The 13,095-nt window shown below is 65.2% G+C and carries 16 protein-coding genes; 10 read left to right on the top strand and 6 right to left on the bottom strand.

The features are described 5' to 3' along the window. From dnaX to ABIV12_RS09330, 4 genes are all read left to right on the top strand, one after another. Positions 1-1,476 (top strand): DNA polymerase III subunit gamma/tau (dnaX, locus tag ABIV12_RS09345; protein WP_348058553.1); only part of this gene is annotated, 1,476 nt, incomplete at its 5' end. Continuing rightward, positions 1,473-1,796 carry a YbaB/EbfC family nucleoid-associated protein gene (locus tag ABIV12_RS09340; RefSeq protein ID WP_348058551.1) on the top strand — a complete coding sequence of 108 codons (324 nt, stop codon included), beginning with the start codon at positions 1,473-1,475 and terminating at the stop codon, positions 1,794-1,796. The genes dnaX and ABIV12_RS09340, both read left to right, overlap by 4 nt. A gap of 1 nt (position 1,797) precedes the next feature. Further along, positions 1,798-2,400 (top strand): recombination mediator RecR, encoded by a 603-nt coding sequence (gene recR, locus ABIV12_RS09335; RefSeq protein ID WP_348058549.1) that lies wholly within the window; start codon positions 1,798-1,800, stop codon positions 2,398-2,400. A gap of 38 nt (positions 2,401-2,438) precedes the next feature. After that, a complete protein-coding gene (locus tag ABIV12_RS09330) occupies positions 2,439-2,783 on the top strand; it encodes a histidine triad nucleotide-binding protein (RefSeq protein WP_348058548.1) in 345 nt (114 codons plus the stop codon). Between the two features lie 42 nt (positions 2,784-2,825). Here ABIV12_RS09330 and ABIV12_RS09325 read toward each other — a convergent pair whose 3' ends face one another. The 6 genes from ABIV12_RS09325 to ABIV12_RS09300 all read right to left on the bottom strand — a co-directional run bounded on the left by ABIV12_RS09325 (position 2,826) and on the right by ABIV12_RS09300 (position 8,520). Further along, the gene (locus ABIV12_RS09325) at positions 2,826-3,431 is read right to left on the bottom strand and encodes a Slp family lipoprotein (RefSeq protein ID WP_348058546.1); all 606 of its coding nucleotides are present in this window, start codon (positions 3,429-3,431) and stop codon (positions 2,826-2,828) included. Positions 3,432-3,525: 94 nt separating this feature from the next. Further along, complete coding sequence (locus tag ABIV12_RS09320; RefSeq protein ID WP_348058544.1) at positions 3,526-5,487, bottom strand: DUF3488 and transglutaminase-like domain-containing protein; 1,962 nt, start codon at positions 5,485-5,487, stop codon at positions 3,526-3,528. Then, positions 5,484-6,473, bottom strand: a complete 990-nt coding sequence (locus tag ABIV12_RS09315) for a DUF58 domain-containing protein (protein ID WP_348058542.1) — start codon at positions 6,471-6,473, stop codon at positions 5,484-5,486. Before ABIV12_RS09315 ends, ABIV12_RS09320 begins: the two co-directional genes overlap by 4 nt. 10 nt (positions 6,474-6,483) lie before the next feature. Further along, positions 6,484-7,434, bottom strand: coding sequence for an AAA family ATPase (locus ABIV12_RS09310; RefSeq protein ID WP_348058540.1), 951 nt, complete (start codon positions 7,432-7,434; stop codon positions 6,484-6,486). An 88-nt stretch (positions 7,435-7,522) separates the two neighbouring features. Further along, positions 7,523-8,122 carry a Maf family nucleotide pyrophosphatase gene (locus ABIV12_RS09305; protein ID WP_348058538.1) on the bottom strand — a complete coding sequence of 200 codons (600 nt, stop codon included), beginning with the start codon at positions 8,120-8,122 and terminating at the stop codon, positions 7,523-7,525. Next, the gene (locus tag ABIV12_RS09300) at positions 8,119-8,520 is read right to left on the bottom strand and encodes a hypothetical protein (protein WP_348058536.1); all 402 of its coding nucleotides are present in this window, start codon (positions 8,518-8,520) and stop codon (positions 8,119-8,121) included. Before ABIV12_RS09300 ends, ABIV12_RS09305 begins: the two co-directional genes overlap by 4 nt. Positions 8,521-8,682: 162 nt before the next feature. Between ABIV12_RS09300 and ABIV12_RS09295 the strand changes: the two genes are divergently transcribed. The 6 genes from ABIV12_RS09295 to fabG all read left to right on the top strand — a co-directional run bounded on the left by ABIV12_RS09295 (position 8,683) and on the right by fabG (position 12,816). After that, positions 8,683-9,189, top strand: a complete 507-nt coding sequence (locus ABIV12_RS09295) for a YceD family protein (RefSeq protein WP_348058534.1) — start codon at positions 8,683-8,685, stop codon at positions 9,187-9,189. A 135-nt stretch (positions 9,190-9,324) separates the two neighbouring features. Continuing rightward, the gene (gene rpmF / locus ABIV12_RS09290) at positions 9,325-9,519 is read left to right on the top strand and encodes a 50S ribosomal protein L32 (protein WP_348058532.1); all 195 of its coding nucleotides are present in this window, start codon (positions 9,325-9,327) and stop codon (positions 9,517-9,519) included. Between the two features lie 110 nt (positions 9,520-9,629). Next, the gene (locus ABIV12_RS09285) at positions 9,630-10,652 is read left to right on the top strand and encodes a beta-ketoacyl-ACP synthase III (protein WP_348058530.1); all 1,023 of its coding nucleotides are present in this window, start codon (positions 9,630-9,632) and stop codon (positions 10,650-10,652) included. A gap of 16 nt (positions 10,653-10,668) precedes the next feature. Beyond that, positions 10,669-10,914 (top strand): hypothetical protein, encoded by a 246-nt coding sequence (locus tag ABIV12_RS09280; RefSeq protein WP_348058529.1) that lies wholly within the window; start codon positions 10,669-10,671, stop codon positions 10,912-10,914. A 42-nt stretch (positions 10,915-10,956) separates the two neighbouring features. Continuing rightward, on the top strand, positions 10,957-11,904 hold the full coding sequence (fabD, locus tag ABIV12_RS09275) for an ACP S-malonyltransferase (protein WP_348058528.1): 948 nt from the start codon (positions 10,957-10,959) through the stop codon (positions 11,902-11,904). A gap of 168 nt (positions 11,905-12,072) precedes the next feature. Next, complete coding sequence (gene fabG / locus ABIV12_RS09270) at positions 12,073-12,816, top strand: 3-oxoacyl-ACP reductase FabG (protein WP_348058526.1); 744 nt, start codon at positions 12,073-12,075, stop codon at positions 12,814-12,816. Positions 12,817-13,095 lie beyond the last annotated feature (279 nt).

Here is a 13,095-nt window from a genome sequence, read left to right as displayed (position 1 = left end):
GAGATCGATGCGGGGCGTTTCGTCGATCTTCTGGAAATCGATGCCGCGAGCAACACCGGCGTCGACAATGTGCGCGAACTGATCGACAACGCGATGTACGTGCCGACGCGCGGTCGCTACAAGGTCTACCTGATCGACGAAGTGCACATGCTCACCAAGAACGCATTCAATGCGCTCTTGAAGATTCTCGAAGAACCACCGCCGCATGTGAAATTCCTGCTCGCGACGACCGACCCGCAGAAGTTGCTGGTGACCGTGCTGTCCCGCTGCATCAAGTTCAACCTGAAGCGTCTGACACCGGAACAGATCACCGGCCAGATGGAGCACATCCTCGGGGCCGAGGGAATCGCGTTCGACGACGAAGGCATCGAGGTGCTTTCACGCGCGGCCGATGGTTCGTTGCGCGACGGCCTGTCGCTACTCGACCAGGCCATCGCGCATGGCGGCGGCGCACTGCGCGCCGAGGAAGTGCATTCGATGCTTGGGACCGTCGAGCGGGCGAGGGTTCGCGTTCTGTTGGAGACGCTGGCGAGCGGCGATGGTGCGACCTTGCTCGACGAAGTGGAACGACTCGCCAGCTTCGCTCCGGATTTCGCGCAGGTGCTCGACGAATTCGCAGGGCTGCTGCATCGGGTGCAGTTGTTGCAGCTGATTCCCGGTAGCGCGAGCGAATCGGATGCGGAGCTGCTCGGGCTCGGTGGTCGGCTCGCGTCGGAGGATGTGCAGCTCTGGTATCAGATGGCCGTCACAGGTCGCCGTGACCTGCCGTTGGCGCCGACTCCGCGCGTCGGTTTCGAGATGGCGCTGCTGCGCATGCTCGCGTTCGTGCCCGCCGACGGCGCGTCTGCGACCCCGTCGCGTGCGAGCGGAACAGCTGCAGCAGCACGTCAAACGGCGACGCCAATGCGCGCGATGCCGGAAGTCCCTCGTGCGCCGCAGGCGATTGCGCCGTCGCCGGCCCCGCACCGACCAGTCGAACCTTCGACGATCTCGGACATCAGGCCGGCGTCCTCGCCACAAGCGTCCGTCGCGCATTCCGCAGACGCCGCAGTGCATGGCACCGACGAATGGCTGGAGCTGATCGAACGCGCACAGTTGCGCGGTCCGGTGGGCCAGCTTGCGCGCCATGCCAGTCTTGTTGCGATCGAGGAGCGCGTCGTGCGCCTGGCCCTCAAGGCCGCGCACGAGCACCTCGCGGTTGGACCGATGCACACGCAACTCGAACAACGCATCGGCTCGGCACTTGGACGCGAGATCAAGATCAAATTCGAAGGCGATTCCGGCCACGTGGAAAGCCCAGCCGATCAGCGTGTTCGCCTCGACGGTGCACGCCACTCGGCTGCGGCCGAAGCGCTGCACGGCGATCCATTTGTTCAGGCGCTGGTCGACACATTCGGCGCGCGTGTGATTCCCGACAGCGTGCGACCGGCCGATGCATCGGCCGTTTCCTTCAAGCGACAGGAGAAACCGACATGAAAGGGCCACTCGCCGGTTTGATGCAGCAGGCGCAGCGCATGCAGGAAGACATGAAGCGCGCGCAGGACGAGATTGCGCAGATGGAAGTCACTGGCGAGGCCGGTGGTGGACTGGTGAGCGTCGTGATGAGCGGACGCCATGAAGTGCGCCGTGTGACGATCGACCGCAAGATGTTCGCCGACGATCCGGAGATGGCCGAAGACCTGGTCGCCGCAGCAATGAACGACGCGGTCAACCGGATCGCCGCGGTCAGTCAGGAAAAGCTGGGTGGTCTCACGGCCGGAATGAACCTGCCGGCCGGATTGAAGCTGCCGTTCTGACGTGAGCACCGGTTCACCACTGCTCGCCGACCTGATCGACGCGTTGCGTTGCCTTCCGGGTGTCGGAGCGAAGACCGCGCAACGCATGGCGTTCCATGTGCTCGAGCGGGATCGTTCCGGCGGTCGTCGGCTGTCCGAGCGTCTTGCCCTTGCAGTCGAGCGCATCGGCAATTGCACGCGCTGCCGCACCTTCAGCGAAGAACCCGTGTGCGCGCTGTGTGCGAACACCTCGCGTGACCGCAGTCTGTTGTGCATCGTCGAAACACCGGTCGACCAGGCGGCGATCGAGCAGGCCACCGGGTTTCGTGGCCACTACTTCGTGCTCCTCGGCCGACTGTCGCCACTCGACGGAATGGGTCCGAAAGAGCTCGGTCTCGATGCGCTGGCGCAACGCCTTGGCGAGGGCGAGGTGAAGGAGTTGATCGCTGCGACCAATCCGACGGTCGAGGGCGAGGCGACCGCGCATCTCCTGGCGCAACTCGCGCGCGCCGCGGGTGTTCGCGCAAGCCGGCTGGCGCATGGGGTACCGCTCGGCGGCGAGCTCGAGTTCATCGATCGCGGGACGCTTGCACACGCTTTTGGTGGTCGCCAGTCACTCAGCTGATGCGACCACGTTCCGACGCATTGCAGACGGAGAGTTCGATGTCCGACACGTTGTTCGCAAAGATTATTCGCCGCGAGATTCCAGCCGATATCGTTTACGAAGACGAGTCGGTTCTCGCGTTTCGGGACATTCACCCGCAGGCGCCGGTGCATGTGCTGTTCATTCCGAAAACCCCGGTTGCAACGCTCAACGATCTCACCGAAGCAGACGCACCCGGTATCGGTCGGCTCGTCCTCGCAGCGACGCACTTTGCAAAAGCAGAGGGGCTGGCCGAGGACGGCTATCGACTGGTCATCAATTGCAATCGGGACGGCGGGCAGACGGTGTATCACCTTCACCTGCATCTGCTGGCCGGGCGAGCAATGCAGTGGCCGCCTGGCTGAGATCGTCGCAGCGCGACGTGGCCGCGCCGCGACGTTTCAGCGTCACTTGCGCTGCGGTGCCGGACTCGGGGTCGGCTGCGGCCTATGACCGCCTTCGCGGATGATGATCGGCGCACCGAAATACGGGTTGCCCCAGTAGGGGCCGTAGCCGAATCCGCCATAACCGAAACCGCCATATCCGAAACCGTATCCCCACGGATCGTAATAGGCTGACCTTGCGACGCGCGTGCGCTTGGGCCACAGGTAGATCGTTTCCGCGGCGACATGCGGGTAGGCGTAGTCGAAATCGCCGACCTTGCCGTGGTCTGTTCCTGTGACCGCGCCGGTGATCGTCAGCTCGCGTCCACGCTCGAACTCTTCCGGATCGTAGAAGCCGGCGTGGCACGCGATGAAGCGGCCTGCATTGACGTCTCGGGACTGCGGGCGCGCACGGTCGTCGAGTGGACGCCCGAGAATTTCGAAACACGTCGTGTCGGCCTTCGGCTCGACCTTGATGATTTCGCCGCCCCAACGCACGGCACCGCCGCCGTTCGCGCCGGCCACCTCACGCGGTGTCGTCTTGGCGTACTGACCTTGCAGCGGCGTCGGCACGCTGGCACAGGAGGCAAGTGCGGCGCTGCAAACCAGAACGGCCCATTGCTTGTTCATCGATAACCTCGAATCGGTGGATGCTCGTCGTGTCCGACCTTGTCGCCGGTCAACGCAATTATAAAGGGACGCGACTGAATGGGGATTGGTTGCATCAGGATCGGGAATTTACGCGCCTTTGCAAACGAAACCTCCGAACTGCGCGGGCGAATGCGCTGACCCGTTGCGGATCGACGATGGAGGTTCCGTAACGCAGCGCGACGTATTCGCCGACCAGCGGCTCAAGTGACCGAGCTGCCGCGGGCGCCGACGCGCGCGTCCGGCGCAACAGGTCGAGCGGACCTTCGTACGGATCGCGAACGATTCCTGCACGCGCCAGCCGGCGACCGAGTCTCTCCCACGCACGGTCGAGTGCATCGCCGCGAGGCGTGTTGCGCGTCCACATGACCCATGCGGTGGCGATCAGCATAAGACCTGCGAGCACGGCGGACAGCGTCAGCAACAGGTCGCCGTGGTTGACGTTCGCGATGCCGAACTCGGTCAGCAGGCCTTTCTGGCGAAGCGCATCGAAGCGCACGATGCCCTGCGTCCACAGGCGATTGGCGAAATCGAACTGATTGCGCAATCCGCGCAGCCAGTCCGCTTGCGACCATCCGAGCGCGCCGTTTGCCTCGGCAGCTCCGCGCTCGATGCGTGCGGGACTCACCGCGGCGGTTGGATCGACGCGTTGCCAGCCTCGACCTTCGCTCCATGTTTCGGCCCATGCGTGTGCATCGGACTGGCGCACCAGCAGATATCCGCCGGACGCGTTCCACCAACCGCCCTGGTAGCCGGTGACCACACGCGCGGGAATGCCGGCGGCCCGCATCAGTACGACGAACGCAGACGAATAGTGTTCGCAGAAACCGCTCTGCGTCGCGAACAGGAAATCGTCGATCGAATCCCGCGCCAGGGGAGGGGGGCTGAGCGTGTAGGTGAAACTCGCGTGGAAGAAAGCGAGCGCCTTCTGCACGATCGCATCGTCGTCGGGACTCTCGGCGCGCCATTGCCGGGCGAGATCACGCGTTCGGGAATCGAAGCCTTCAGGCAGCGCGAGCGCCCGGGATCGCTGGTTCCTGGTCAGCGTCGGAGCCAGGACGAAGCGGGTCGCAGAGCGGACGCGATATTGGCGCGGTTGCGCAACGGGTTCGTTCGCCACCAGCGTCCGATCGCTGGCGAGTCGCGCGTTGTCCGGTGCCGACATCGGCAGGTCGAGCGCCGGCAACCAGCGTTGATCGGTCGCTTCGAGCGTGATCGAATACTCGGTCGCAGCTCCGCTCGCGCGCGCTTCTTCTGGAGGCCCACCGTACAAGCCACGCTCGCGTGTCCAGCTCGCACCGTCGAAGTTCGACAGGACAACCGCTCGGAAATAGCGCTCCGCTGGCGGAGGCGGCGTCGCTTCGAAGTCGACCCGAAGGGCCGGTGACTCGTCGATGAGGAGTTCGGTCAGAGCTCCCGGTTCCATGTGATCGCTGAGACCGGTGCGTGCCATGCCGCCGCCAGCCGTACCCCACAGGGGGCCGCCCAGTCTCGGCATCAACACAAACGACGCGGCCGCCAGTGGCAGTCCGCAGCCAAGCAGCAATGCGGACAGTCGCAAGACCGTCCTGAGACGTTGCGACGTGTCGATCGGCGCCGGCTGCAGCGCAAGAAGGCCGGCGAGCACGAACACCAGCACTGCGCTCACCAGCGCGGTGAAGAGCATCGACTGGTTGAACAACAGGGCGCTCATCAGCACGAACGCCGAAAAGCCCATCGCGACGCGCGCGTCCCGAACGCGTTCCGCCTCCAGCATCTTCAGCGCCAGAAGTCCGCAGCCGAGCACACTGCCGGGCTCGCGTCCGAACACGTTGCCGAAATTCAGGAACACCAGGCCGAACAGCAGCAATGTCAGCGGCAGGCGGATCCACGCGGTCGCCGCCTTGCGGCCGTTGCGGCGAGCCCATGCCCGCAGCGGCAGCATGATCGCCAGCGGAATCCACAGCCACGCGGGAAGGTGGTCGAAATGCGTGGCGATCGTTGCCGCCACCGCAGCGGTCGACAGCTCGAACTGGAAGCGGTCGAGGCGATCGCTCATCCGCGCGACACGTCGGCGCGATGCAACAGAGCAAGTGCACGCAGGCACCGGTGACGGTGCGTTTCTCCGAGTCCCGGGCCAATCGTCTCATCCGGCAGCAGGAGCGCAAAACTGCGCTGTTCCGCATCGGCGGCGATCACCCACGCTGCCAGTCGGCGGATGCGTGCTTCGCCGTCAAGTCCGGGCAACGCGGCGTGATCGAGCGTGAGCACGTCGCCGGAGCGGCGCTCGGTGTCACGCACCAGCAGGTTGTCGTGTCGCACGGATGCTTTCCACGCGATGAGCCGGGCCGCATCACTCACGCGATACTCGCGCAGGCCGGAGTGTTCTTCGCTGCTGCCTGCCCGAGCGTGTTCCCCGCGCGCGCCGTCGCCGCCGGGCAGTGCCGGAACGGGGGACTCAAGCGTCGGATAAACCAGCATCGGAACATCGGGATTGACCCAGCTCCACAGGGTGAACAGGCCCAGGGGATAGCCTGTGCCGATCCGGATTCGGCCCGGTCGTTGCCAGCCGCGCTCGGGTGCGCCGACGGTGAGATCGATGGCGGCTTCCGTCTCCGCTGGAATCGAAAACGCGATCTCTGTTTTGCCGCTGCGCGCTATCAGGCTCGGCCGTGCACGGGCGCCGCGCGTGAAACGCAAGTGGATCCTCAGCGGACCGCCTGCATAGGCTTCATCGCCGCGCACCTGTGCGAGCTCCAGGCCGCTCAAGCACGCGAAGCCAAAATAGACGCTGGCTCCCGCGGCCGCACCGAGGAGGCAGGTGAGCAACAGGGCGGGATTGTTGCCGTAGTTGAGCGAACCGATCAGCATGACGAACAGCAGTGCTGCGAACGCGAGGCCAAATCCGCTCGGCACCACGTAGATGCGCCGGCGATCGAGGCGGATCGGAAGGGCTTCGGCGCGACGCAAGCGCGTGAGCGCAGGCAACGCACGCTCGGCGATGGCCAGCAGGCGCGCGCGGAACGGCATCGCTCGGTCGGTCATCGTCGCGACGTCAGCGGACCGGGGTCGACTCGAGCAGTTGCAGTGCCAGCCGGTCGCGATCGGCGCGCGCACTTGTTGCGGGAGTCAGTCGATGCGCGGCGACAAATGGGAAAACCGTCTGCACGTCTTCCGGGACGCATTGCGGTCGACCCGCGAGCATCGCGTTCGCGCGGGCAGCAGCGAGAAGCGCAAGCCCCGCACGCGGCGACAACCCCACCCGAATCTCGGCGTGCTCGCGACTTGCGCTGAGCAGTGCCTGCACGTACTCGATCAGCGCCGGACTCGCAAACACGTTCGTGCATGCGTGTCTCAGTTCAAGGATCTGCTCCGATGTCAGACAAGGCGACAACGACTCGATCACGCTGCGGCGATCGATCGCTCCGAGCATCGCGCGCTCGGCATCACGGTCGGGATAACCCAGGCTCATGCGCAGCATGAAACGGTCCAGCTGCGAGTCGGGCAGCGGATAGGTGCCGGCGAAGTCGAGCGGGTTCTGCGTCGCCACCACGAAGAATGGCGGGGTGAGCCGGTGGGTGGTGCCATCGACCGTCGCCTGCTCCTCGGCCATGGCCTCGAGAAGCGCGCTCTGCGTCTTCGGCATCGCGCGGTTGATTTCGTCGGCCAGCAGCAACTGGGTGAACAGCGGGCCCGGGTGGAACTTGAACTGCCCGGTTTCCCGTTCGTAGATGCCCACCCCGATGATGTCCGACGGCAACAGGTCCGACGTGAACTGCAGGCGCTGGAAGCCGAGTCCGAGCGTCGCCGCGAGCGCATGCGCCAGCGTCGTCTTGCCGACGCCGGGAAGATCCTCGATCAGCAAATGGCCACCAGCGAGGAGGCAGACGAACGCGAGTCGTACTTCGCGCCGCTTCCCAAGCACGACGGTGTTGACCTGCGCGATGGCGCGCGCGAGGGAATCACGCAGTTCGTGGGTGAGCGCGGATCTGGGTGATTCGGTCATGGTCAAATGGTGGGTGCGCGGCCTTTTCTTGCAAGGCAGCCCGAGTGTACCGGCAGGCCGGTGTCGCGCAACGCGGTCGCGGTCGCGATCACGGCAGGGTCATGCCTGCCGCGCGCAGCAGACGCGCGACGGCAATGAGCGGCAGTCCGATCAGCGCTGTGGGATCGCTGCTTTCAATCCGTTCGAACAGCGTGATGCCGAGACCCTCTGCCTTGAAACTGCCGGCGCAGTCGAGCGGGTTTTCCCGCGCCACGTAGCGCGCGATCTCGTCGTCCTTCAACGAACGGAAAACGACATGAGTGAGGTCGGTCGCGCTCTGTTCCCGGACGTGTCCACCATGGCAGCCGATCACGCACACCGCGGTATGGAATCGCACCACACGGCCGGAACTCGCGCGCAACTGCTCGCACGCTGCCGTCCCCGTTCCCGGCTTGCCCAGGATGCGTCCATCAACCTCCGCGACCTGATCGCTGCCGATCACCCATGCCGCCGGACATGCAGCCGACACGGCGCGTGCCTTCGCACGTGCGAGCCGCTCGGCGAGACCCAGTGGTGATTCCTCCGGTTCTCGCGTCTCGTCGACTGCAGGTGCGACAACGCGGAACCGTGTGGTCAGCCGGCCAAGGAGCTTGCGGCGATAGCGTGACGTCGACGCCAGTACCAGGTCCACTGCGGGCGAGTCCGTCATCGTGGCGGCCGTACCGTCTGTTCAAAGTCGGCCCGGACGTTTGCCAGGCGCGCGAGCTGCGCATTCAGGGACGTGCGGGTCGCGACGAGGGCGTCACGCGCCGAGGTGAGTTCACCGATCGATGCGTCTGCCGCGTGATCTTTCAGCCACAGGCGGTGAGCGAGCAGGTCGCGCAGCGCGTCCTGCACCTGAGGCTCGGCCGCGAGGGTTGCGCGCGCCGACAGCTGTTCGGAAGGAGAAAGGCTGGCCGCCAGCGCAGGGATTTCGCGCAGGCGGGCGCGGCACTCGAGCAGCTCGCGTTCCAGCGCATCGGCAAGGTCAAGGATCTCGGTCAGCACCTGACGCTTGTGGCGCAGCCAGCGTTCGCGCTGCCAGGCGCCGATCAGCAACAGCACCACGGCTGCGGCGAAGAGGATAAGAATGGTCACATCGGCCCCGTGCAATTGGAAAGCGCGCACATCGATCGCGCCAGGCGCTAGTCTGATTGGCTGGGACCCGAGGCGGCAAATCCAGGGGTTCCGGTTGACAGGGCAGGGGCGCGCACCTACCATCGCGCGCCCATGTCCTCAAGCCTGCCAGACCGCGTGGAAATCGCACGCCAAGTGCAGGCGCGACGTATCTATGACGGCGAGCTTCCGCTCGCGTCGATGCGTCGCTTGTGTGGCAGTCTCGCCTCCACAGAGGGCGTGGCGCGCTACAATGTCGAGTTCGGGAAGGATCGATTCGGTATTTCCTTCATTGCGTTGCGAGTCGAGGCGGAGCTTCCGCTGACGTGCCAGCGTACGCTGGACATCTTCGAGTACCCGGTATCGATCGACCAGCGTCTGGGCGTGATCGCCGCCGAGAGCGAGGAGTCGGGACTGCCGGAGGGTTACGAGCCGCTGCTTGCACCGGAGGGCGACCTCTCCATCGCGGAAGTGATCGAGGACGAGCTGATTCTGGCGTTGCCGGTGGTGCCCCTCAAACCGGGCGAGCCGCTGGAGTGGAATGACCCGTTGTCGGATGATGAGGTCGAGGAACCAAAGCCGAACCCGTTCGCGGTGTTGGGGCAGCTGAAAAAACACTAGGTCCACGGAGGACCGAGCCTCGCCGGATTGTTTCCGGTGCGGAGCCGTCGACGGGCAAGGTCCCGTCGCCGAGCCATCGGGCGGTCCGACAGGAAGTCGGGCGAGCCGACATCCAACAATTCACTGGAGAGCGTCATGGCTGTTGCCAAGAGTCGTACCACCCCGTCCCGCCGCGGCATGCGTCGCGCCCACGATTCGCTGACCGCGAAGCAGCTGTCGACCGACCCGACCTCGGGCGAGGTGCATATTCGCCACCACGTCACGAAAGACGGTTACTACCGCGGCAAGAAAGTCATCGAAACGAAGACCAAGGCGCGCGACGTCGAGTAAGGCGTCTGACGCACGATGCCCTCGTGCGTCGTGTGATCGCGGGCACTGTGCCGGCGATCGATGCGCCCAGGCGTGGCCAGCAAGGCTGAACGTGGCCGCGGCGTCCTTCAATGGCGAAGCGGGTGCTGTTCGACCGTGCTCCCGCCCATGACCGGGGAACGACCCTGATCTACTCACGCATCGCCGGCACCGGCAGTTACCTGCCGGAGAAAATCGTCACCAATGCCGACATGGAAAAACTCGTCGATACCACCGACGAGTGGATCTATTCGCGCACGGGCATCCGCCAGCGCCACATGGCCGCGCCGGGCGAAACCACCGGCGACCTCGCGTTCTACGCGGCGAACCATGCGCTCGACGCTGCGGGTGTCAAGGGTTCGGACATCGACCTGATCGTGCTCGGCACGACCACGCCCGACATCATCTTTCCATCCACCGCCTGCCTGCTGCAGCATCGCATCGGCGCGAATGGCTGTGCCGCGTTCGACGTGAACGCCGCGTGCTCGGGCTTCATGTACGCGCTCGGCGTCGCCGACCAGTTCATTCGCAGCGGTCAGTCCAAACGCGCGCTGGTCGTGGGTGCCGAAACGCTCACCCGCATGCTCGATTTCACCGACCGTTCGACCTGCGTGCTGTTCGGCGACGGCGCCGGCGCCGTGGTGCTGGAACCGTCGAGCGAGCCCGGCATCATCACGACGAAGCAGCATGCGGACGGCGCCTACAAGCATCTGCTGTACAACCCGGTCGGCGTGTCCGCCGGTTTTCGCGACGAACCGAACCATGGCGTGCGCGTGATGATGTCCGGCAGCGACGTGTTCAAGGTCGCGGTGAAGACGCTCGACCGCATCGTCGAGGAAACGCTCGAAGCGGCCGGCATGCACGAGTCGGATATCGACTGGCTGATTCCACACCAGGCAAACCTTCGCATCATCGAGGCGACGGCGAAACGTCTGAAGCTGTCGATGGACCGCGTGATCGTCACCGTCGATCGCCACGGCAATACGTCGTCCGGATCGGTGCCGCTGGCGCTCGATGAAGCAGTGCGCTCCGGCAAGATCCAGCGCGGGCAAACGTTGCTGCTGGAAGCGTTCGGTGGCGGATTCACCTGGTCGTCGGCGTTGCTGAAGTACTGAGCCGCGAAGAGACGCGATGGCGAGCGACGTTGCCCACATGGTCGGCGAGATCGCCAGAGGCGTCTTGCACGTGTTCTTGTGGAACGTCGTCCTGTTCAACCTCGGTCGGTTGCTCTTGCTGACCGCCACATTGGGGCGCTATCCGCGAGATCGATTGCTGCAAACGCATGCCAATCGCATCAGCGCTACGGGCGTCGTTTGCGTTGTTTTCGCGTGGAGTGCAGTCGCTGCGTACAACCACTGGCCGCGACATCTGGCCTGATCGGCGCGCACCCGCGCATTCCGGTCCGCAAGGAGAAATTTCGTGATCACATCTTCGGCGTCCCTGGGTTTTGTCTTTCCGGGTCAGGGCTCCCAATCGATCGGCATGCTCGCCGAACTCGCCGGGTTGCACCCCGTCGTGCGTGAAGTCTTCACCGAAGCCTCCGACGGCGCGGGAACCGACTTGTGGACGTTGTCGCAGGCCGGGCCGGAGGCGATGCTCAATCGCACCGAATTCACCCAACCCGCATTGCTCGCCGCCGGTGTCGCGGTCTGGCGTGCATGGCAGTCGGCGGGTGGTGCGATGCCGTCGCATCTGGCCGGCCACAGTCTTGGCGAATACACCGCTCTGGTCGCGGCGGGGGTGATTTCGCTGCACGACGCGGCGCACCTCGTGCGTATTCGCGGACAGGCGATGCAGGACGCGGCGCCTGAAGGCGTCGGCGCGATGGCAGCTGTGCTTGGCGCCGACGATGCGCTGGTCGAAGAGGTCTGCCGCGAAATCGCAGGGCCGCAGGTCGTTGCGCCGGCGAACTACAACTCGCCCGGGCAGATCGTGATCGGCGGGCACGTGCAAGCGGTCGACGCGGCACTCGCGATGCTGGCCGAGCGCGGGGTGCGCAAGACGGTGAAGCTGGCGGTGAGCGTTCCGTCGCACACGCCGTTGATGCGTGAAGCGGCGAACCGTGTCGGCGAGGCGATGAACGCCTACGCCTGGCATGCGCCGACGATTCCGGTCGTCCAGAATGTGGATGCGAGCGCGCACGCAAGCGTCGAGGCGATCCGCGATGCGCTGGTGCGCCAACTCTATCTTCCCGTGCAGTGGACGCGGTGTGTGCGGGCGCTTGGAGCAGCCGGCACGACGCGCATTGCCGAGTGCGGTCCCGGGAAGGTGCTCGCAGGACTGGTCAAGCGCATCGACAAATCGCTCGAGGGCCGTGCACTCGGCACCCCGGCCGAGTTCGATGCGGCGATCGCGGACTGGCGTTGACCGCAGCGGCGAATCCATGGCGGTTCGTGGGAACTGCGTCAACCGCGATGATCTTGTGGAGCACAAAGGCATCGTGGCTGAAGCCGCTCCCACAAACGGGAGGCGATGACGTGCGCGGAATGCATCATGTAAGGTTCGCGGCCTCGGATTCATGCGGAGTGACAGCTGATGAGCAAGCAACTGGAAGGCGAGATCGCGCTGGTAACCGGCGCAAGTCGCGGAATCGGCGCGGCGATCGCGGATGAACTCGCAGCGCTCGGCGCGAAGGTGATCGGCACAGCGACCACCGATGCGGGCGCGCAGGCAATCGGCGAGCGTCTGGCGCCGCATGGCGGAATCGGCCGTACGCTCGACGTCACCGACACCGCCGCGGTAGACGCACTGATCGACGCGACGACAAGGGAAAGCGGCGCCGTTTCCATCCTCGTCAACAATGCCGGCATCACGCGCGACCAGTTGTTGATGCGCATGAAGGAGGAGGACTGGCAGGTCATCCTCGACACCAACCTGACCTCGGTATTCCGCACCTCGAAAGCAGTTCTGCGCGGCATGATGAAGGCGCGCAAGGGACGCATCATCTCGATCGCATCGGTGATCGGCCTCACCGGAAACCCGGGCCAGGCGAACTACGCAGCGGCGAAGGCCGGGATCATTGCGTTCTCCAAATCGCTCGCGCGCGAAATCGGTTCGCGTGGCATCACGGTCAATGTGGTGGCGCCGGGTTTCATCGACACCGACATGACCCGCGCGCTGCCGGAGGAGCAGCGCAACGCACTGTTGGGTCAGATTGCACTGGGGCGGCTCGGCGCGGCCGACGACATCGCCAAGGCAGTCGCATTTCTGGCGTCGCCGGGCGCGTCCTACATCACCGGCGAGACATTGCACGTCAACGGCGGCATGTATATGGCGTGAGCGTCACGTCCGTGACGCACCTGGACGGCGCGCGACGTTCGCGACTGCCGGTTCGATTGGCACGGAGCGCTTCAAATTCAGCATCTTGCGTCGCCTACTTGCGGCACGTTGTGCGGCCCGTGGGGAAGCGGTCGACGGCTGGCGAGGTCACCTGCCTTCCTCTACAATGCCGCGTCTTGCACGGGTGCCTTGCCCACGCACTGCGCGCCGCGCCGCGGGTCGCACGAATTCCGATCGGAGGTCCTGAAACACATGAGCACTATCGAAGAGCGCGTCAAG

This window comes from Dokdonella sp. (assembly GCF_039926425.1).
Lineage (GTDB): Bacteria > Pseudomonadota > Gammaproteobacteria > Xanthomonadales > Rhodanobacteraceae > Dokdonella_A.
The sequence above is the reverse complement of the archived record's forward strand: the minus strand, read 5'-3'. Positions and strand labels throughout refer to the sequence as shown.

Coding starts and splice junctions, on each gene's coding strand:
- ABIV12_RS09330 (WP_348058548.1), top strand. CDS start 2,439: ATGTCCGACACGTTGTTCGCAAAGATTATTCGCCGCGAGATTCCAGCC.
- ABIV12_RS09320 (WP_348058544.1), bottom strand. CDS start 5,487: ATGAGCGATCGCCTCGACCGCTTCCAGTTCGAGCTGTCGACCGCTGCG.
- ABIV12_RS09285 (WP_348058530.1), top strand. CDS start 9,630: ATGGCGAAGCGGGTGCTGTTCGACCGTGCTCCCGCCCATGACCGGGGA.
- ABIV12_RS09325 (WP_348058546.1), bottom strand. CDS start 3,431: ATGAACAAGCAATGGGCCGTTCTGGTTTGCAGCGCCGCACTTGCCTCC.
- ABIV12_RS09310 (WP_348058540.1), bottom strand. CDS start 7,434: ATGACCGAATCACCCAGATCCGCGCTCACCCACGAACTGCGTGATTCC.
- ABIV12_RS09280 (WP_348058529.1), top strand. CDS start 10,669: ATGGCGAGCGACGTTGCCCACATGGTCGGCGAGATCGCCAGAGGCGTC.
- ABIV12_RS09315 (WP_348058542.1), bottom strand. CDS start 6,473: ATGACCGACCGAGCGATGCCGTTCCGCGCGCGCCTGCTGGCCATCGCC.
- ABIV12_RS09305 (WP_348058538.1), bottom strand. CDS start 8,122: ATGACGGACTCGCCCGCAGTGGACCTGGTACTGGCGTCGACGTCACGC.
- ABIV12_RS09295 (WP_348058534.1), top strand. CDS start 8,683: ATGTCCTCAAGCCTGCCAGACCGCGTGGAAATCGCACGCCAAGTGCAG.
- fabG (WP_348058526.1), top strand. CDS start 12,073: ATGAGCAAGCAACTGGAAGGCGAGATCGCGCTGGTAACCGGCGCAAGT.
- ABIV12_RS09340 (WP_348058551.1), top strand. CDS start 1,473: ATGAAAGGGCCACTCGCCGGTTTGATGCAGCAGGCGCAGCGCATGCAG.
- rpmF (WP_348058532.1), top strand. CDS start 9,325: ATGGCTGTTGCCAAGAGTCGTACCACCCCGTCCCGCCGCGGCATGCGT.